Origin of the sequence: Nocardia halotolerans, from assembly GCF_042650145.1 — a bacterium.
GTDB classification, from domain to species: Bacteria; Actinomycetota; Actinomycetes; order Mycobacteriales; family Mycobacteriaceae; genus Nocardia; species Nocardia halotolerans.
This window is the reverse complement of record NZ_JBHSDL010000001.1, coordinates 137,910-155,425: the sequence shown is the minus strand read 5'-3', so window position 1 is coordinate 155,425 and position 17,516 is coordinate 137,910. Positions and strand designations below refer to the sequence as shown.

Genomic DNA, 17,516 nt, shown 5'->3' with positions numbered 1-17,516 from the left:
GGCCAGACGACCGAACGGCGATCACGATGACCGACGCACCACAGCAACTCGATCAGGCCGAACTGGCCCGCCGCTTCGAGGAACACCGCGATTACCTGCGCCGCCTCGCCTACAGCACCCTCGGCAGCCTCAGCGACGCCGAAGACGTGGTGCAGGACGCGTGGCTGCGCCTGCAACGGCACTTCGTCGCGGGAAAGGCGGGCGAGATCGACAACCTGCGCGCCTGGCTCACCACTGTCACCAGCCGCCTCGCCCTCGATCAGCTCGGTTCCGCGCGCGCCCGCCGCGAACAGTACGTCGGCGAATGGCTGCCCGAACCGCAGGTCACCGCCTGGGACGACCCGGCCGACCGGATCTCGCAGGACGAGCGGGTCACCACCGCGCTGCTGGTGGTGCTCGAATCGCTCTCACCGGCCGAGCGCACCGCCTTCGTGCTGCAGGATGTGTTCGGGATGAGCGGCCCGGAGGTCGCCGAGGTGGTCGGCCGTACCCCGGCCGCGGTCCGTCAGCTCGCCTCGCGCGCCCGCAAGCACGTGGAGAGCGGCACCCCGCGCTTTCCCGCGTCTCCGGCCGAGCAGGAGCAGGTGGTCTCGGCGTTCTCCCTGGCCTGGCGCTCCGGTGATCTGCAGTCGCTGCTCGGTGTGCTCGACGAGAACGTGGTGCTCACCGCCGACGGCGGCGGCAAGGTGCCCGCCATCCGTCAGCCCATCCGCGGCGGCGAACTCATCGGCAAGATCCTGCTCGGCTGGTACCACGCGCCGTCGGCGGCGGGCGGCTGGGGCCGGGCCGTGCTGGTCAACGGGGCCCCCGGGCTGGTCGTGTTCGACGGCGCCACGATCGGCGTGTTCTCCTTCGTCGTCGACAACAGCCGCATCGTCGCGATCAATATCGTGCGCAATCCCGACAAACTGCGTGACCTGCCCACCGATGGCGCACCGGACTGGTACATGGGCCAGTGACGGCGGGCTAGGCGCCGACCGAATACCCGTGTGCCGCGGCGACTTCGGTCGCGAGCAGCTTCCCGTCGTCGGCGGTGAGTCCGGCCGCCAGGCCCGCATCGGCGGTGCACGCGCCCCGCCAGCCGTTGTCGGCGATGGCGAGCGCGTAGGGCAGGGTCGCGTTGGTGAGCGCCACCGTGGCGGTGTGCGGCACCGCGCCGGGCATGTTCGCCACGCAGTAGAACAGTGAATCCGCCACGCGGAACGTGGGATTCGCGTGCGTGGTGGGACGCGAGGAGGCGAAGCAACCGCCCTGGTCGACAGCGATGTCGACCAGCACCGACCCCGGCCGCATCCGCGCCACCAGTTCGTCGGAGACCAGCTTCGGCGCCTTCGCGCCGGGCACCAGCACCGACCCGATCACCAGGTCGGCGGCGAGCACGGCCTTGTCGATCTCGAGCGCGTGCGAAGCGAGCGTGCCGACCCGGCCGGCGAAGCGCGCGTCGAGCTCACGCAGGCGCGCCAGGTTGGTGTCGAGCACGCACACCCGGGCGCCCATCCCCACGGCCACGCTCGCCGCGTTGGTCCCGGCGACCCCGCCGCCCAGCACCACCACGTCGGCCGGCCGCACCCCGGGCACCCCACCCAGCAGCACGCCTTGCCCGCCCAGCGGCGCCATCAGGTGATAGGCGCCCACCTGGGCGCTCAGCTTCCCGGCCACCTCACTCATCGGCGCGAGCAGCGGCAAGGAGCCGTCGGCGGCTCGCACGGTCTCGTAGGCGATCGCGGTGGTGCCCGAGGCGAGGATGGCGTCGGTGCACTCCTTCGATGCGGCCAGGTGCAGATAGGTGAACAGCACCTGATTGCGGCGCATCAGCGAATACTCTTGCGCGATCGGCTCTTTCACCTTCAGCACCAGGTCGGCGCCGGCCCAGACCTGCTCGGCGGCGGTGGCCGGGCGCGCACCGGCGGCGCGGTACTCGTCATCGGCGAAGCCCGAGCCCGCGCCCGCACCGGTCTGCACGAGCACCTCGTGCCCGTGCGCGACGAGTTCGGCGGCGCCGGCCGGGGTGAGCGCCACCCGGAACTCCTGCGGTTTGACCTCCGTCGGCACCCCGATGGTTACGCCCGTTCGCGTCATTGCGCCAGCCTAGGACCTGTGCCGGCGCGCGGCAGCCGTATCGATCGCGTGTCGAGCCGACGCCGCTTTCACCGCCCAGCGCGCCCGGCGCCGGCCGCCGACGCCATAATCACCCCATGATCATCAAGGTGACCGGATTCGCGCCGGAGATCGACGACACTGCTTGGATCGCGCCGAACGCGACCGTGATCGGCCGGGTACACCTGGCCGCCGAGGTCGGCGTCTGGTACTCGGCGGTACTCCGCGGCGATCTCGAGCAGATCACCGTCGGTGCGCGCACCAACATCCAGGACGGCTGCGTTCTGCACGCCGACCCCGGCTTCCCGCTCACCGTCGGTACCGGGGTCTCAGTGGGTCACAACGCGATTCTGCACGGTTGCACCATCGGCGACGACGTCCTGGTCGGGATGGGCGCGACGGTGCTCAACGGGGCGGTGATCGGCGCGGGCACCCTGATCGCGGCCAACGCGCTGATCCCCGAGGGCGCTCAGATTCCGCCCGGGTCGCTGGTGGCCGGTGTCCCGGGTAAGGTGCGCCGCGAACTGACCGAAGCCCAGCAAGACGGGATCAAGCTCAACGCGGCTGTTTACCTGCACAATCTCACCAACCACCGCGGCGCCGAGGTGTTGTGAACCCTCACATTGAGCAAATGACCAGTTGGGTTACCTGATAGCATTTGTCCTGCGTATCGCGTCCGGCCATGAGAGCGGCGGTCGGCGGCGGGTACGCGAGGCAGGAGGTATCACGGTGGCATACATGCACTCCGGTGTGCACCGAGCAGGGGGCAGGCTCAGCGTGGCCGATATCGCGGCCCAACCGGGCGGCATCGAGGCACTGATGTGCCGGGTTCACGAATTACGTTCCCGCGGTGTGCATTTCGCAGCCAACGCGATCGAGCAGGAGATGGTCGCGCTCGATCTTTCGCCACGGGGATAATGGGGCGATGCCTACCGTCTCGTCCATCCTCGCGCGGATACTGGAAAAGCCCGGCACCGGCGGGGAGAAGCTGCTCGACAGTGCCCTGTCGGCGTTTCTCGATTTCGGTATCAAACGCACGAGTATGGGCGAGATCGCACGGCGCGCCGGTATCAGCCCGGCCACCCTGTATCGGCGCTTCGAATCCAAGAACGACCTGGTCGAGGCGGTCAGCGTGCGCGAAGCCCAGCGCTACGTGGCCGAGATCGACGAGCGGGTGCGCGCGGTCACCGAACCCGAGGACCAGCTCGTCGAGATCTTCGTCGCCTTCGTCACCACCATCGCGGGCAATGAACTGCTGCGGCGGCTGCTGGGCACCGAACCGGAGATGATTCTGCCCCGCCTGACGACCGACGCCGGGCCGGTCCTGGCGGTGGGGCGCGGCTACCTCGCCGAGAAGCTGCGCGAACTACAAGCCAGCGCCCCGGTCCCGGAGTTCGACCCGGATCTGGTCGCCGAGATCATGGCCCGGCTGGCCTTGTCACTGGCACTGACCCCCGACGGGCTGATCCCGCTCGACGACGCCGAAGCGGGCCGCGAGTTCGCCCGGCGCACACTGCTGCCGATGGTCGGCATCCGCGGCGCTCACTGAGCCGGCACCCCGAAAGCCGCGGCCACCGCCTCGTCGATTCCCGCATCCCGCACTGCCACAACGCCTTCCACCAGCGCCCGCACCCGAGCCACGATCTCGGCAGCCGCGGCGTTCTGCGGATCGGGCAGCGGCAGGCGCGCGACGTACTGGGTGATCCAGCGGCGCCTGCCCGAATACAACCGATTGCCGCACACCGCGTCGTAGAACCGCAACCCCAGGGCCGAATTCGCCACACCCATCAGCAGATACGCCAGATCTGTCGAGGAGGCGCGGGGACCGAGATCGGTGAGCGAGATCCAGTAGCAGTCGCCGTTGACCACCGCACCGGACCGATCGAGAGCGAACCTCGGTCGTTCACTGATGTCGGGAAACACCAGCTTCGGCGCACACCACAGATGCGGACGCTGCGGAACCCAGATCTCGAACCACTTCCGCCCGCCGTCGACCACATACCGCCGACCGGAAAGCACCTGCTCGTGCGCGCGCAAATACGCTGCCGCACCGGGGTATCGGCTGAGATCGATCGGGGTGCGACGGGGTTGCAGCAGGTCATAGGGGTAGAGCACCCGGGTGCCACGATCCATGGATACCCGCCAGGGCTCCAGATCGTGGTGGGTGATCAACTGCTGCAACAGTTCCGGTTCCGGGGTGGGATCGAACTGCTCCCAGCGATCGGAGATGAACACGCGATCGGCGGTGGTCTTGATCCCCACCCGGATACGGGCGGTTTCGCCGAAGGAACGCCAGGTGCGCTCCGCGATCCGGTTCAACCACCGGTCCAGCGCGGGCCGCGACATCCGCCAGGCGTCGTCATCGTGGGGTTCGACACGCGCACCACCACGGGCCACCGATGCCCGCCCGCGCGGGTCCCGCCGCCGATCCCTCGCAGACGGTGCCGAACCGGACAACACGGCCGAGCCCGACCCCTGCTCCGGCACGGCCCCCGGGCGCTGTTCGGGCACGATCCCCGGGCCCTGTTCCGGCTCGAACCCAGGGCGTGGCCCCACTCCCTGTCGTGCGCTCGGATTCGGGGTGACCAACACACCCACCTCGACCGCGAACACCCGCCCGCCCGCTTCGACCAGGCAGCCGTCCTCTCCTGCCAGCGCATCGAACAGCGTGGCCGAGGAATTCGGTTCGGCTCCGGATTCTTCGTAGACCGACACGTACCGACAGCCGCCGGAGCCGACGGCGCGAGTAGCGATCGTGATCGCCGGTAGCACCGCGGCGGCGAAGAGTTTCGTGTCACCGAGGTCGTAGAGTTCGACCGGGGTCAGCTCGCTGGTCAGGATACGGCGCAGGTTGCTGCCGGCCTTGGTGGTGAGAAACCGGTTGGCGCACAGCAGTCCCAGCACCCCGTCGGCGGCGAGCAACCGGGGTGCGACGGCCACGAACGGGTGGGTGAGGTCGATGCGGCCGCGCAGACCGAATTTCCGGCTCAGCAGTTGGGCGGTGGTCCCGCCGAGTTGCTGGGTCCGCACGTAGGGCGGGTTGCTGATGATCAGGTCGAACGAACCGGCCCGCAGCCGAGCCGAGGCGGCGAGGAAGTCACCCGCACGGCAATCGATCTCGACGCCTTCAGCCGCCGCGCGCCCCGCTGTCTCGGTGACCGCCCGCCGGTCCAGGTCGTATCCGGTCAACCGCACCTCGACCTGCGGCGCACTCGCGGCCATCTCCCGATGCACTGCGAGCAGGAGTTCGCCGTCCCCGCACGCGGGATCGAGTACCCGCAGCTCACCACCGCCGCGCACGTGCCGCAGTGCGCGCCGCGCCAGGAACCGCGCCAGCTGGGGCGGTGTGTAGTGCCTGCCGTGCCGTTTACGCTCCTGCGCGTCGCGGGCCTGCAAAGCCATGCGCTCGATTGTGCCCCGCCCCCGGCCCGATCCGCGGCAGGCACGAACCTTTCCGTGGCACCCGGACCGGTGCGGCAAGAATTACGCCCTATCACGGGGAAGGGCCCGGATTCGCGGTGTCGGCGGGTTCCGCATGCGGGGACCCGATGCTAGATTGGTCTCAAAATGAGACTAGTTCTCCGTACCAGAGGGAGCCGCGCGATGGCGCCGACCGAGCACGACGACAACGACTTCGCCACCCTGCAGCGCCTGGCCGACGAACGCTGGACCTGTCGTCAGTTCACGCCCGAGCCGGTCGAGCGCGCGACGATCGAGCGCCTGCTCACCCTGGCCCAGCGCACCCCCTCGTGGTGCAACACCCAGCCGTGGCAGGTCGTGGTCACCGCGGGCGAAGGCACCGAACGGTTCCGCAAGGAACTCCTGAACCACATCCAGAGCTCCGGCAGCACACCGGATTTCGAGTTCCCGGCCGCCTACGAAGGGGTCTACCGCGACCGCCGCCGTGCCTGCGGATTCCAGCTCTACGACAGCGTGGGCATCGTCAAGGGCGACCGTGAGAAGACCATGCGGCAAATGGTGCGCAACTTCGAACTCTTCGACGCACCGCACGTCGCCATCGTCACCTCGGAGGCCGACCTGGGCATCTACGGCGCCATCGACTGCGGGCTCTGGCTCGAGAACTTCCTGCTCGGCGCCCAAGCCCTCGGTCTGGGCGCGGCGCCCCAAGCCGCCCTCGCCTCCTACTCCCCCTTCATCCGCGACTACTTCGCCCTTCCCGACACCCGCAAGGTCGTCTTCGGCGTCTCCTTCGGGCACCCGGATCTCTCCCACCCGATCAACACCTTCCGCACGGCGCGGGCTCCCCTCGAAGATCAGGTGAGCTGGCATACGTCCTGAGCGGATTCGGGACGGTGTAATCCTGCGATCCAGCTCGACAGGATCAGTTGTCTGACCGGAACTCGTCGAATCGCACGATCACGCCGGGGATGCCGCTTGGGGATCGATGTCGCGCGCGGTGACATCGGCACCGCATTCGTCGCAGGTCAGGTGGACGTGCGCTTCACCGGAACAGTTGTGGTGGCGATATTCGACCGGCGGGCCGCCCGGCGCCATATAGGTATCGCCCCAGTCCCGTATCGCCATCAGGATGGGGTAGACGGCGTGCCCCTTCTCGGTGAGGCGGTACTCCTCGTAGGCGCCGTCGTCGACGGGGCGTTTCGCCAGGATCTCGTGTTCGACCAGCCGGTCCAGCCGGTCACGCAAGCGGCTGCGGGAGATGCCGAGCGCACTCTGGAAAGCGTTGAAGCGGCGGACACCGGCAAAACAGTACTTGAGGATCAGCAACGTCCACCGGTCCCCGAAGATCACCAACGGCCGGGTGATCGAGCACGGCACGTCAGCAAGTTCCTCGTAGCGCACCCTGCCATTATGCGCGCCGGGTACCACCCCGGCGCCGATCCATCGACGGCCACGGCATCGGAAACACTTCGGGCCCCGGTGGCGTACCGGGGCCCGAAGCCGACAATGTCGAGTTCACATCACAGCGGGATGTTCTTGTGGTGGCTCTTACGCGCCGGTGCCGAGGCCAGGGCCGCGGCGATGGTGCTGCGGGTTCTGGCCGGGTCGATCACCTCGTCGACCACACCGATGGCGACCGCGCGTTCGACGCCGCCCGCGATCTGCTCGTGCTCGGCGGTCAAGCGGGCGTGCAGGGCCTCGCGCTCATCGTCGGGCGCGGCGGCCAGGGCCTTCTTGTGCAGGATGCCGACCGCCGCCTTGGCACCCATGACAGCGACTTCGGAACCGGGCCAGGCGTAGACGGCGGTGGCGCCGAGGGCACGGGCGTTCATGGCGATATAGGCGCCGCCGTAGATCTTGCGGGTGACCAGGGTGACGCGCGGAACCCGGGCTTCGGCGAAAGCGTGCAGCAGCTTCGCGCCGCGGCGCACCACGCCCTCGAGTTCCTGGCTGACGCCGGGCAGATAACCGGGGACATCGGTGACCACGATCAACGGGATGCCGAACGCGTCGCACAGGCGCACGAAACGGGCGGCCTTCTCGGCGCTCTCGGAGTTCAGGCAACCGCCCAGGCGCAGCGGGTTGTTGGCCAGCACGCCGACGGTGCGGCCGCCGAGGCGCCCGAGACCGGTGACCATGCTGCGCGCGTAACCGCCCTGCAGTTCCTCGAAGGAGGACTCGGTGTCGCCGTCGGGCGATTCCACGTTGTCGAGCAGTTCGTTGATGATCGGCTTCACGTCGTAGGCGCGCTTGGCCGACTCCGGCAGCATCGCCTTGAGGTCGACGTCGCCGTGCTCGGCCGCGATCAGGTCGAATTCGCCCTGTTCGGCGAACATCGAGACCAGCCGGCGGGCGCGGTGCAGCGCGTCGGGCTCGTCGTCGGCGGCGATGTGGCACACGCCGGACTTCTTGAAGTGTGTGGTGGGACCACCGAGGGTCGCCATGTCGACGTTCTCACCGGTCACCGAGCGGACGACATCGGGCCCGGTCACGAACACGCGGCCTTCGGGCGCCATGATCACGACATCGGTCAGCGCGGGACCGTAGGCGGCGCCACCGGCGGCGAAACCGAGGACCACCGAAATCTGTGGGACGAGCCCGGACGCGCGGACCATCGCCTCGAAGACCAGCCCGACCGCGTGCAAAGCCTCGACGCCCTCGGCCAGGCGCGCGCCACCGGAGTGCCACAGGCCCACGACCGGAACACCGGAGTCGATGGCGGTGTCGATCGCGTCGACGATGTGCTTGCAGCCCTCGACGCCCATCGCGCCACCCATGACGGTGGCGTCGGAGCAGTAGGCGACGGTGCGCACACCGTCGACCTCACCGATCGCGGCCAGCACACCGGAGCGGTCGCGCGGGTGCAGCGGCAGGATGGTGCCGGGGTCGAAGAATCGTTGGAGCCGACCCAGCGGGTCGCGCGGATCTGTGGTGGTGTCTTGAAACGCGGGAGCAATGATGGTCATCGCGCTCACTCCTCATAGGTAAAGAGATTGCCGCTACGGCGGCTGCTGTGGCGAACCGCCGGTGGGGGTCGAACCATTCAGTTGGCACGACCCCCACCGGGGACCGGATGTGCAGTCGGTACCGCTCGGGCGCTATGCCCGACCGAAAGCGAGCGCGACGTTGTGCCCACCGAAACCGAAGGAGTTGTTGATCGCGTACTCGATTTCCTGGCGACGGGCTTCCCCGTGCACCACATCGAGATTGATCTCCGGATCCTGGTTTTCCAGGTTCAGTGTCGGCGGAACGATGCCGTCCCTGATAGCGAGCACGGTGAGCACGGACTCGAGCGCGCCGACGGCGCCGATCGAGTGGCCCAGTGCCGACTTCGGTGCGTACACCGAAGGGTGGTTACCCACGGCCAAGTTGATCGCGTTGGACTCGGCGGTGTCGCCGATCGGGGTCGCGGTCGCGTGGGCGTTGATGTGGGTGATGTCCTGCTTGGTCAGACCGGCGGTCTGGATCGCGCGGGTCATCGCCCTGGCCGCACCGGTGCCCTCGGGATCGGGGGCGACCAGGTGGAAGCCGTCGGAGGTGATACCGGCACCCAGCAGTCGTGCGTGGATGGTGGCACCGCGCGCCTTGGCGTGTTCCTCGGTCTCGATGACCATGAGCGCACCCGCCTCGCCGAAGACGAAGCCGTCGCGATCCTTGTCGAACGGTCGCGAGGCCCCCTTCGGATCGTCGTTGCGGGTGCTCATCGCACGCATCATGGAGAAGGCCGCGATCGGCACCGAGTCGATGAAGCCCTCGACACCACCGGTGACGACGATGTCGGCGTCACCCATCACGATCATCCGCCATGCGTTGGCGATGGCCTCCGAACCCGACGAGCACGCCGAGACCGGAGTGACCACTCCCGCCCTGGCCTTCAGCTCGAGACCGACGACGGCCGAGGGACCGTTCGGCATGACCATCTGAACAGCCAGCGGCGAGATCTTGCGGTAGCCACCGTTCTTCAGCTTGTCGACCGAGTCGATCAGGGCGTCGCCGCCACCGAGACCGGTACCGATCGCGACACCCAGACGGTCGTTGTCGACCTCGGGGCTGCCCGCGTTCTTCCACACCTCACGACCGAGGACGGTCGCCAGGCGCTCGACATACGCCATGCGGCGGATCTCGACCCGGCTCAGCAGCGTGTCAGGGCTGACCTTCAGGTGACCGCCGATTCGCACCGGCAGGTCGTATTCCTCGATGAAGGAATCCTCGAGAACGTCGATTCCGCTCTCACCGTTGAGGAGTCCCTTCCACGTCGCATCGACATCACCCGCGATCGACGTGGTCGCCGCCATGGAGGTGACGACAACGTTGGGGAAATTACCGTTCAAGGTTGACGGAGCAGGAGTGGTCATGGGTACGCAGCCCTACTCGCCTGCGCTGTCGAACTTGGCTTTGAGCTCAGCGGCCACGTCGGCGTTCTCGGCCTCGAGCTTCTGGACGTAGGCGACGGAGTCACCGACGGTCTTCAGGCTGGCCAGATCCTCGTCCGGAATCTTGACGCCGTACTTGTCTTCCATCTGCACAGCGATCTCGACCATGGACAGCGAGTCGATGTCCAGGTCGTCGACGAAGGACTTCTCCAACGTCACCTCAGAGGGTTCGATACCCGTAACCTCTTCGATGATCTTGCCGAGTTCTTCGACGATCTGTTCCTGGGTCAGAGCGGCCACTTTGGTGGCTCCCTTCTTGTTTCTCATTTGTGGGGTCTTGGAACGGCCGGCGCACTTCGTCGTGCGTCGACCGCCGGAGGGAAAGCTAGCCCGAGATGGTCAGCTGGACCAACGCGGGGAGGTCTTCGGGTGTCTTGAGGGCGAGGTTGGGGGTGCCCTTCAGTTCCCGCTTGGCGATACCGACGAGGGTGCCTGCCGGTGGCAGCTCGGCCACGGCCGAGACGCCGGCCGTGCGGACGGTCTCGTTGCACAGGTCCCAGCGCACGGGCCGGGTGACCTGCGCGGCGAGCTTATCGATCGCGTCGGCGCCCGAGGTGACCGGCTTGCCGTCGAAGTTCGACAGCAGGGTCCGGATCGGGTCGCTCGGCGAGATCTGGGCGATGGCATCGGCGACAGCTGCCTGTGCCGGGGCCATGAAGGCGGTGTGGAACGCACCGGCGACGGGCAATGCGCGGACCCGTGCCTTCTCCGGCGGATTCGCGGCGAGCTCCGCCAGAGCTTCCAGTCGACCCGCCGCCACGATCTGGCCCACCGCGTTGCGGTTGGCCGCGACGAGATCGAGCTCGGCGAGCCGTGCGAGCACGGTGGCTTCGTCACCACCGAGCACCGCGGACATGCCGGTCGGTTCCTCCGCACACGCCTTGGCCATTTCCCGGCCACGGATGGCGGCCAGGCTGACCGCCTCGTCGGGCGTGATGACGCCGGCGACGGCGGCGGCGGCGAATTCACCGACCGAGTGTCCGGCGATGATGGTATCGGCCGGAACCGATTCGGGGGCGATTTCGGCGAATGCCAGCAGTGCGGCCGCGACGACGAGCGGCTGCGTCACCGCGGTGTCGACGATCTCCTCGGCCGTCGCGGTGGTACCGAGACGGACCAGGTCCAGGCCGGCGGCCTTGGACCACAGTTCGAGGCGATCAGTCGCACCGGGAAGCGCGAGCCAGGGCGCGAGCATGCCGGGTGTCTGGGACCCCTGTCCAGGGGTGAGCAACGCGATCACCCCCTAAGACAACACTGTGACCCCCGCCGCAGGAGATGTCGGCGCGAATGAAGGTTTCGGACGCGATTTGTAGGGGTCCCACAAAATCCGAGGTGGGGCGAGCCGATCGAACGACTCCCCGATCCCGTTACAGGGACTCGGGAGCGCCTGTGGTCGGCGGGGTTTCTGTGACGGGGGGTGACGATTCGTTATACGTTCGTGTCAAACGACCCACTGTTGCCGCGATCCGGAGCACATACGCGTCTCGGGGGTTCAGCGGATCACGCCCGGTGACTTCGCCGATTCGTTTGAGTCGGTACCGAACAGTATTTGGATGGACGTACAGCTGACGCGCGCACGTTTCTACTGCTCCACCACAATCGAGGTACGCGTCGAGTGTGTCCGACAACGAAGATCCGGCCGCGGCCAACGGGAGGACAAGATACTCGTTGAGCGCCGCCATCGCAGCTCTATCGCCCAACAAGGCGCGTTCGGGTAGCAATTCCGAGGCGTGAACGGGCCTTGGCGCCCCACGCCAGCCCACCACGGCCTCCATCCCGGCCAGCGCTTCGATGGCCGAGGCGTGCGCGGCGCCCAGTGTGCGCATGGTCGGGCCGATCACCACCGGGCCGTCGGAGAACACCTCGGCCAGCAGGTCCGACAGGAACGGCGAGCCGATACCCGCGTCGCCCAGGTTGCCGCTGACCACCATCACCAGCCGCGCGCCCTGCACGACCGCCAGCGCGGCCCGGCCGTGCTTGGTCGCGATGGTGTGCACCGCGCCGACCGTCGACACCCCCTGATCCAGTGGCGGTGTGCCGACCAGCACCGTGGCGGGCGCGGTGGCGTCCCAGTTCAACGTGGCGGCCCGGGAAAGCATGTCGGGGCCGGTGTCGCCGCGAACCACCGCGTCGACCACCAGCGCCTCCAGGCGGGTGTCCCAAGCGCCCCGCGACTCGGCCGCGCTGGCGTACACCGAGGCGGCCGCGAAACCGAGCTCACGCCCGTATCGCAGCACCGCCTCGGTGAGCGCCACCAGCTGACGATCGTTACGGGCCAGGGCGGGCAGCCACTGTTCGAAGAAGTCCATGGCCACCCGCACCATGTCCACGGTCTGGCGCAGCGTGAGCCGCCGCGCCAGATCCTGCGGGATCACCTGGAACGCGTCCAGGCTGAAACGGATGTCGGAGTCCGGATCCTGCAACCACTCCAGGAAGTTCACGACCGCCGTCTGCACCAGCATCTGCACGCCCGCGCGCTGCGCGGCGTCCAGATCGGCGAAGAACGGCAGCCGATCCTGCATCGACCCCACCGCCTCGGTGGACAACCTGCCCGAGAACTGCTTGACCCGCTTGAGCAGCGTGTCGGGCAGCGGATCACGGGTCTGCCGATTCGGGGACAGGGCCCCGGTCGGCAGATAGACCTCGTGCTCGCTGGTGCCCTCGGTGATCCGACGGGGCCGCGGCGGTTTGCGCTCCACAGTCCAATAGTCCGCTACGCGAGTTCCTCGCCCGCGTCCGCACTCGGCTTCGGCGCGGCGCCGACGTCGTCGATGCCGTATTTGCGCGCCGCTTCCACCGCCTTCGCCTTGTCGATCGAGCCGTCCTTGACCAGTCCGGCCAGCACCGCCACCACGATCGACTGCGCGTCGACGTTGAACACCCGGCGCGCGGCCGGGCGGGTGTCGGAGAAACCGAACCCGTCGGTGCCCAGGGTGATGTAGTCGCCGGGCACCCACTGCCGGATCTGATCGGGCACCGCGCGCATCCAGTCCGTGGCCGCCACCACCGGTCCCCGCGCCGCCGAGAGCGCCTCGGTGACGTAGGCGACGCCCGGATCGGCATCCGGATGCTTGAGTGCGGTGATCTCCTTGTCCATCGCCTCTCTGCGCAACTCACCGAAGGAGGTCACCGACCACACGTCGGCGGCCACACCCCATTCCTCGGCCAGCAACTGCTGGGCACGCAACCCGTCGGGCACGGTGACACCCGAGACCAGGATCTGCGCGCGCAGCTCGCCGTCACCACCACGCTGGTACAGGTACAGGCCCTTGAGCAGCCCGGCCACATCGAGATCGTCGGGCTCGACCGGTTGCTGATAGGGCTCGTTGTAGAGGGTGATGTAGTAGAAGATGTTCTCCCCGCCGAAGGTGCCGACCGCGGGCACCTGGGTGCCGGGCAGCGGGCTCGACGGCACCTCGCCGCCGCCGTACATCCGGCGCAGGCCGTCGCGCACGATGTGGGCGATCTCGAAGGAGAACGCCGGATCGTAGGTCACCACAGCGGGATTGGTGGAGGCCAGCAGCAGCGACTGTCCGTCGTTGTGCTGCAAGCCCTCCCCGGTCAACGTGGTCCGGCCCGCGGTGGCACCGAGCGCGAAGCCGCGTGTGAGCTGGTCGGCCGCTGCCCACAGGCCGTCGCCGGTGCGCTGGAACCCGAACATCGAGTAGAAGATGTAGAGCGGGATCATCGGCTCGCCGTGGGTGGCGTAGGAGGTGCCGACGGCGGTGAACGACGCGGTGGAACCGGCCTCGTTGATGCCCTCGTGCAGGATCTGACCGGCGGTGCTCTCCTTGTAGGCGAGCATCAGTTCCGCGTCGACCGAGGTGTAGAGCTGGCCGTTGCGGTTGTAGATCTTGAGCGTCGGGAACCAGGAGTCCATGCCGAAGGTACGCGCCTCGTCGGGGATGATCGGCACGATGCGCTTACCGATCTCGGAGTCGCGCAACAGTTCCTTCATCAACCGCACCAGCGCCATGGTGGTGGCGACCTTCTGCTTGCCCGAACCCTTGCGCACCGAGCGGTAGGCCTCGTCACCGGGCAGGTTCAGTGGCTTGGCCGCCGAACGCCGCTCGGGCAGGAATCCGCCCAGCGACTTGCGCCGGTCCAGCATGTACTCGATCGCCGAGTCGTCCATGCCGGGGTGGTAGTACGGCGGCAGGTACGGGTCCTTCTCCAGCTCGGCATCACTGATCGGGATGCGCTGCAGATCGCGGAAGTCCTTGAGGTCCTGCAACGCCAGCTTCTTCATCTGGTGGGTGGCGTTGCGGCCCTCGAAGTGCTTGCCCAGGGTGTAGCCCTTGATCGTCTTGGCCAGGATCACCGTGGGCTGGCCCTTGTGCGCCATCGCTGCCGCATAAGCCGCGTAGACCTTGCGGTAGTCGTGGCCGCCGCGCTTGAGATTCCAGATCTCGCTGTCGGACATGTTCTGCACGAGCGCTTTGGTGCGCGGGTCGCGGCCGAAGAAGTGATCGCGCACGTACGCGCCGTCGTTGGCCTTGTAGGTCTGGTAGTCACCGTCGGGCGTGGTGTTCATCAGATTCACCAGCGCACCGTCGCGATCGGCGCCCAGCAGCGCGTCCCACTCCCGCCCCCAGACCACCTTGATCACGTTCCAGCCGGCACCGCGGAAGAACGACTCCAGTTCCTGGATGATCTTGCCGTTGCCACGCACCGGGCCGTCGAGGCGCTGCAGATTGCAGTTGATCACGAAGGTGAGGTTGTCGAGCGCCTCGTTGGCGGCGACCTGGATCAGGCCGCGCGATTCCGGCTCGTCCATCTCACCGTCGCCGAGGAACGCCCACACGTGCTGATCGGAGGTGTCCTTGATGCCGCGATCGTGCAGGTAGTGGTTGAACCTGGCCTGGTAGATGGCGTTCATCGGGCCCAGGCCCATCGACACCGTCGGGAACTCCCAGAACTCCGGCATCAGCCGCGGATGCGGGTAGGACGGCAGGCCCTTGCCCAGGCCGCCGTGGCTGTACTCCTGGCGGAAACCGTCGAGGCGATCGGCGCTCAACCGGCCCTCGAGGTAGGCGCGCGCGTAGATGCCGGGCGAGGCGTGGCCCTGGATGTAGATGTGGTCGCCGCCGCCGGAGTGATCCTTGCCGCGGAAGAAGTGGTTGAAGCCGACCTCGTAGAGCGCCGCCGAGGACGCGTAGGTCGAAATGTGGCCGCCCACACCGATCCCCGGACGCTGCGCGCGGTGCACCATGATCGCGGCGTTCCACCGGATCCAGGCGCGGAAGCGGCGTTCGACTTCCTCGTCGCCGGGAAACCAGGGCTCGTTCTCGGTGGGAATCGTGTTGACGTAGTCGGTGGAGGTGAGCGCCGGAATCGACACCCGGCGTTCGCCCGCGCGTTCGAGCATCCGCAACATCAGGTACCGGGCACGACCCGGGCCTGCCTGATCGAGCATCTGATCGAAGGATTCCAGCCATTCGCTGGTTTCCTCGGGGTCGATATCGGGTAGATACGATGCCACGCCCTCGCGGATCACCCGCACGCGTCCACCGGCCGTTCTCCCTGCGGCGGAGGCGGGGTCGTTCTCGGAATTCGCTGAAGCTGCAGAGTGGATCAGGTCGGTCAAATCTGCTCCTCGTACTGGGGGGCTGAACTGCTTGTCGGCGTCGCTGTCCCCGGGCCTGCCCGCTGTGGTGTGCGGACCACCCGTCACGAAAGGTTCGGGCGCACCCCCATCCTTGCTGATAGGGCCGCCCAGGTCATCATCTCAGCAGCAAATCCACTAGATTCGGCGGCAGGATCCGAATCGTGTCAGGGAGAGGGGACGCGCAACGATGAGGCTGCCGAACGCGCGCCGACTCGGGCTGGGCTGCGCCGTCGCCGCTGTGACCGCGGGCACGATCGTCGCCGGGTGCGCCGAGCAGATTCCGGGCAACCCCACCACCGACCCCGCCGAGGTGGCCGCCTATCAGACCGCGGCGGCCGCGTCGTCCTCGGCGGCGGCGTCCTCGCGGGCCGCGGCGGCGCGCACCAAGGCGATCGAGGACAACTGCGCGCAGTTCCCCGCCACCACCGGAGCCGGCGTCACCGCCTACAACGACTTCGTCACCGCCCACGACACCAACGCCCCCGACTACGCCGCCAAGCGCGACGGCGCGGCCACCACGCTCGAGGACGCGGCGAACACCGTCGAGGCCGGCGTCGCCGCCGCGACCGATGCGCTTCCCACCGATCTGGCCGACAAGTTGACCGCCTACGTGGTCGCCGCACGGACATTGGCGGACGAAACTCGAAAGATGACTTACAGCTCACCGGTCGAAGGTCTCAACGAGGCCAGCCGGACCATCAACCAGGCACGGACCGCCGTTCACGAGGCCTGCCCGAGCCGCTGAATTCACCCCGCCGACACGCGGAACACGGTACCGATTCATCCGACCGGCTTGCGCTGCGGCCGATAACCATGTTCGCTTGCACCTATCTTATTGTCGGAAGTTTAGGGAGGACACCACCGTGGTCGCCGCGGCGGACGCGCAGAACTACGCTCAGAAGCTTGGCATTTCTCACGGCTTGGTTGTTCAGGAATTGGGCTGGGACGAGGACACCGACGACACAATGCGCGCCGAGATCGAGGAGATCACCGGCGCCGAGATGGTCGACGAAGACTCCGATGAGGTCGTCGACGCCGTCCTGTTGTGGTGGCGAGAGGGAGACGGAGATCTTGCCGACGAGCTGATGGATGCCATCAGCCCGCTGGGAGACGAAGGCTTCATCTGGGTCCTCACCCCCAAAACCGGACAACCAGGCCATGTCGATCCGAGCGAGATCGCCGAAGCCGCACCCACGGCCGGCCTGACCCAGACATCCACCATCAGCCTCGGCAACTGGACGGGCTCGCGCCTGGTCCAGCCGAAGGCACCGTCCAAACAGCGCTGAATTCGCCGTTCGCTAAGGTCTCAGCCGGACGACAACGCTCGGCTGAGACCCGACACGACGGAGGATTCGCAGTATGCCGCTAGAGGTTGGCACTCTCGCGCCGGATTTCACGCTCAAGGACCAGAACAACCAGCCCGTCACGCTGTCGGACTACCGGGGCAAGAAGAACGTCCTGCTGGTGTTCTATCCACTCGCCTTCACCGGCATCTGCCAGGGTGAGCTGTGCAAGGTGCGTGACGAGCTACCGAAGTTCCAGAACGACGACGCCGAGATCATCGCGATCTCCGTCGGTCCCCCGCCCACCCACAAGATCTGGGCAGCCGAGCAGGGCTACCTGTTCCCCCTGCTGTCCGATTTCTGGCCACACGGCGCAGTCACCCAGGCCTACGACGTCTTCAACGACAAGTCGGGCTACCCCAACCGGGGCACCTATGTCGTCGACAAGTCCGGCTACATCACTTTCGCCGAGATGAACGGGCCCGGAGAGGCCCGTGACCAGGCGGCTTGGGAGAAAGCGCTCGCCGCGCTAGATTCATAAACCGACACCGCCGGTTCCCACCGGCGGTGCCCGGGCGTATAGCTCAGCGGTAGAGCTCTGGTTTTACACACCAGCGGTCGGGGGTTCGAACCCCTCTGCGCCCACCTTCTCGTCCCGTTCGGCCAAGGCCGAGG

The 17,516-nt window shown here is 67.6% G+C and carries 17 protein-coding genes and 1 tRNA gene; 9 read left to right on the top strand and 9 right to left on the bottom strand.

The genetic code is table 11. The features are described from left to right. Positions 1-26 precede the first annotated feature (26 nt). Complete coding sequence (sigJ, locus tag ACFO5K_RS00735) at positions 27-959, top strand: RNA polymerase sigma factor SigJ (RefSeq protein WP_378555123.1); 933 nt, start codon at positions 27-29, stop codon at positions 957-959. Positions 960-966: 7 nt separating this feature from the next. On the opposite strand, the gene ald is transcribed toward sigJ, so the two are convergent. Next, positions 967-2,079 (bottom strand): alanine dehydrogenase, encoded by a 1,113-nt coding sequence (gene ald, locus ACFO5K_RS00730; protein WP_378555122.1) that lies wholly within the window; start codon positions 2,077-2,079, stop codon positions 967-969. Positions 2,080-2,195: 116 nt separating this feature from the next. Here ald and ACFO5K_RS00725 point away from each other — a divergent pair, with 116 nt between their 5' ends. The 3 genes from ACFO5K_RS00725 (at position 2,196) to ACFO5K_RS00715 (ending at position 3,646) form a co-directional block, all read left to right on the top strand. Next, positions 2,196-2,711: a gamma carbonic anhydrase family protein gene (locus ACFO5K_RS00725; protein ID WP_378555121.1), complete on the top strand. Its 516-nt coding sequence runs from the start codon at positions 2,196-2,198 to the stop codon at positions 2,709-2,711. A 124-nt stretch (positions 2,712-2,835) separates the two neighbouring features. After that, positions 2,836-3,015, top strand: coding sequence for a hypothetical protein (locus ACFO5K_RS00720; RefSeq protein ID WP_378555182.1), 180 nt, complete (start codon positions 2,836-2,838; stop codon positions 3,013-3,015). A gap of 7 nt (positions 3,016-3,022) precedes the next feature. Beyond that, positions 3,023-3,646, top strand: coding sequence for a TetR/AcrR family transcriptional regulator (locus ACFO5K_RS00715; protein ID WP_378555120.1), 624 nt, complete (start codon positions 3,023-3,025; stop codon positions 3,644-3,646). Here ACFO5K_RS00715 and ACFO5K_RS00710 read toward each other — a convergent pair. Beyond that, positions 3,640-5,499, bottom strand: coding sequence for an Eco57I restriction-modification methylase domain-containing protein (locus ACFO5K_RS00710; protein WP_378555119.1), 1,860 nt, complete (start codon positions 5,497-5,499; stop codon positions 3,640-3,642). The two genes, ACFO5K_RS00715 and ACFO5K_RS00710, sit on opposite strands and share 7 nt — an antisense overlap. A gap of 201 nt (positions 5,500-5,700) precedes the next feature. Here ACFO5K_RS00710 and ACFO5K_RS00705 point away from each other — a divergent pair, with 201 nt between their 5' ends. Further along, positions 5,701-6,396, top strand: coding sequence for a nitroreductase (locus ACFO5K_RS00705; RefSeq protein WP_378555118.1), 696 nt, complete (start codon positions 5,701-5,703; stop codon positions 6,394-6,396). 78 nt (positions 6,397-6,474) lie between these two features. Here the strand turns inward: ACFO5K_RS00705 and ACFO5K_RS00700 are convergent, their stop codons facing one another. The 7 genes from ACFO5K_RS00700 to aceE all read right to left on the bottom strand — a co-directional run bounded on the left by ACFO5K_RS00700 (position 6,475) and on the right by aceE (position 15,537). Then, complete coding sequence (locus ACFO5K_RS00700) at positions 6,475-6,918, bottom strand: winged helix-turn-helix transcriptional regulator (protein WP_378555117.1); 444 nt, start codon at positions 6,916-6,918, stop codon at positions 6,475-6,477. A 119-nt stretch (positions 6,919-7,037) separates the two neighbouring features. Beyond that, a complete protein-coding gene (locus ACFO5K_RS00695; RefSeq protein WP_378555116.1) occupies positions 7,038-8,483 on the bottom strand; it encodes an acyl-CoA carboxylase subunit beta in 1,446 nt (481 codons plus the stop codon). Between the two features lie 132 nt (positions 8,484-8,615). Then, a complete protein-coding gene (locus ACFO5K_RS00690) occupies positions 8,616-9,872 on the bottom strand; it encodes a KasA/KasB family beta-ketoacyl-ACP synthase (RefSeq protein ID WP_378555115.1) in 1,257 nt (418 codons plus the stop codon). Positions 9,873-9,884: 12 nt separating this feature from the next. Beyond that, positions 9,885-10,217: a meromycolate extension acyl carrier protein AcpM gene (acpM, locus tag ACFO5K_RS00685; protein ID WP_378555114.1), complete on the bottom strand. Its 333-nt coding sequence runs from the start codon at positions 10,215-10,217 to the stop codon at positions 9,885-9,887. 58 nt (positions 10,218-10,275) lie between these two features. After that, entirely contained in the window at positions 10,276-11,190 is a 915-nt protein-coding gene (locus ACFO5K_RS00680; RefSeq protein WP_378555113.1) for an ACP S-malonyltransferase, read from the bottom strand. A gap of 127 nt (positions 11,191-11,317) precedes the next feature. After that, positions 11,318-12,619 carry a PucR family transcriptional regulator gene (locus ACFO5K_RS00675; RefSeq protein WP_378555181.1) on the bottom strand — a complete coding sequence of 434 codons (1,302 nt, stop codon included), beginning with the start codon at positions 12,617-12,619 and terminating at the stop codon, positions 11,318-11,320. A 44-nt stretch (positions 12,620-12,663) separates the two neighbouring features. Continuing rightward, complete coding sequence (aceE, locus tag ACFO5K_RS00670; protein WP_378555112.1) at positions 12,664-15,537, bottom strand: pyruvate dehydrogenase (acetyl-transferring), homodimeric type; 2,874 nt, start codon at positions 15,535-15,537, stop codon at positions 12,664-12,666. Positions 15,538-15,745: 208 nt separating this feature from the next. Here aceE and ACFO5K_RS00665 point away from each other — a divergent pair, with 208 nt between their 5' ends. The 4 genes from ACFO5K_RS00665 (at position 15,746) to ACFO5K_RS00650 (ending at position 17,486) form a co-directional block, all read left to right on the top strand. Beyond that, the gene (locus tag ACFO5K_RS00665; protein WP_378555111.1) at positions 15,746-16,303 is read left to right on the top strand and encodes a hypothetical protein; all 558 of its coding nucleotides are present in this window, start codon (positions 15,746-15,748) and stop codon (positions 16,301-16,303) included. Positions 16,304-16,421: 118 nt separating this feature from the next. Further along, a complete protein-coding gene (locus tag ACFO5K_RS00660; RefSeq protein WP_378555110.1) occupies positions 16,422-16,844 on the top strand; it encodes a DUF3052 domain-containing protein in 423 nt (140 codons plus the stop codon). A 73-nt stretch (positions 16,845-16,917) separates the two neighbouring features. Next, positions 16,918-17,382: a peroxiredoxin gene (locus ACFO5K_RS00655; protein ID WP_378555109.1), complete on the top strand. Its 465-nt coding sequence runs from the start codon at positions 16,918-16,920 to the stop codon at positions 17,380-17,382. A 32-nt stretch (positions 17,383-17,414) separates the two neighbouring features. Further along, positions 17,415-17,486, top strand: a tRNA-Val gene (locus ACFO5K_RS00650). The last annotated feature ends 30 nt before the right edge of the window (positions 17,487-17,516 follow it).

What these genes read in the sequence shown, in the direction of transcription:
- sigJ (WP_378555123.1), top strand. Translation starts at nt 27, where the DNA reads ATGACCGACGCACCACAGCAACTCGATCAGGCCGAACTGGCCCGCCGC.
- ald (WP_378555122.1), bottom strand. Translation starts at nt 2,079, where the DNA reads ATGACGCGAACGGGCGTAACCATCGGGGTGCCGACGGAGGTCAAACCG.
- ACFO5K_RS00725 (WP_378555121.1), top strand. Translation starts at nt 2,196, where the DNA reads ATGATCATCAAGGTGACCGGATTCGCGCCGGAGATCGACGACACTGCT.
- ACFO5K_RS00720 (WP_378555182.1), top strand. Translation starts at nt 2,836, where the DNA reads ATGCACTCCGGTGTGCACCGAGCAGGGGGCAGGCTCAGCGTGGCCGAT.
- ACFO5K_RS00715 (WP_378555120.1), top strand. Translation starts at nt 3,023, where the DNA reads ATGCCTACCGTCTCGTCCATCCTCGCGCGGATACTGGAAAAGCCCGGC.
- ACFO5K_RS00710 (WP_378555119.1), bottom strand. Translation starts at nt 5,499, where the DNA reads ATGGCTTTGCAGGCCCGCGACGCGCAGGAGCGTAAACGGCACGGCAGG.
- ACFO5K_RS00705 (WP_378555118.1), top strand. Translation starts at nt 5,701, where the DNA reads ATGGCGCCGACCGAGCACGACGACAACGACTTCGCCACCCTGCAGCGC.
- ACFO5K_RS00695 (WP_378555116.1), bottom strand. Translation starts at nt 8,483, where the DNA reads ATGACCATCATTGCTCCCGCGTTTCAAGACACCACCACAGATCCGCGC.
- ACFO5K_RS00690 (WP_378555115.1), bottom strand. Translation starts at nt 9,872, where the DNA reads ATGACCACTCCTGCTCCGTCAACCTTGAACGGTAATTTCCCCAACGTT.
- acpM (WP_378555114.1), bottom strand. Translation starts at nt 10,217, where the DNA reads ATGAGAAACAAGAAGGGAGCCACCAAAGTGGCCGCTCTGACCCAGGAA.
- ACFO5K_RS00665 (WP_378555111.1), top strand. Translation starts at nt 15,746, where the DNA reads ATGAGGCTGCCGAACGCGCGCCGACTCGGGCTGGGCTGCGCCGTCGCC.
- ACFO5K_RS00655 (WP_378555109.1), top strand. Translation starts at nt 16,918, where the DNA reads ATGCCGCTAGAGGTTGGCACTCTCGCGCCGGATTTCACGCTCAAGGAC.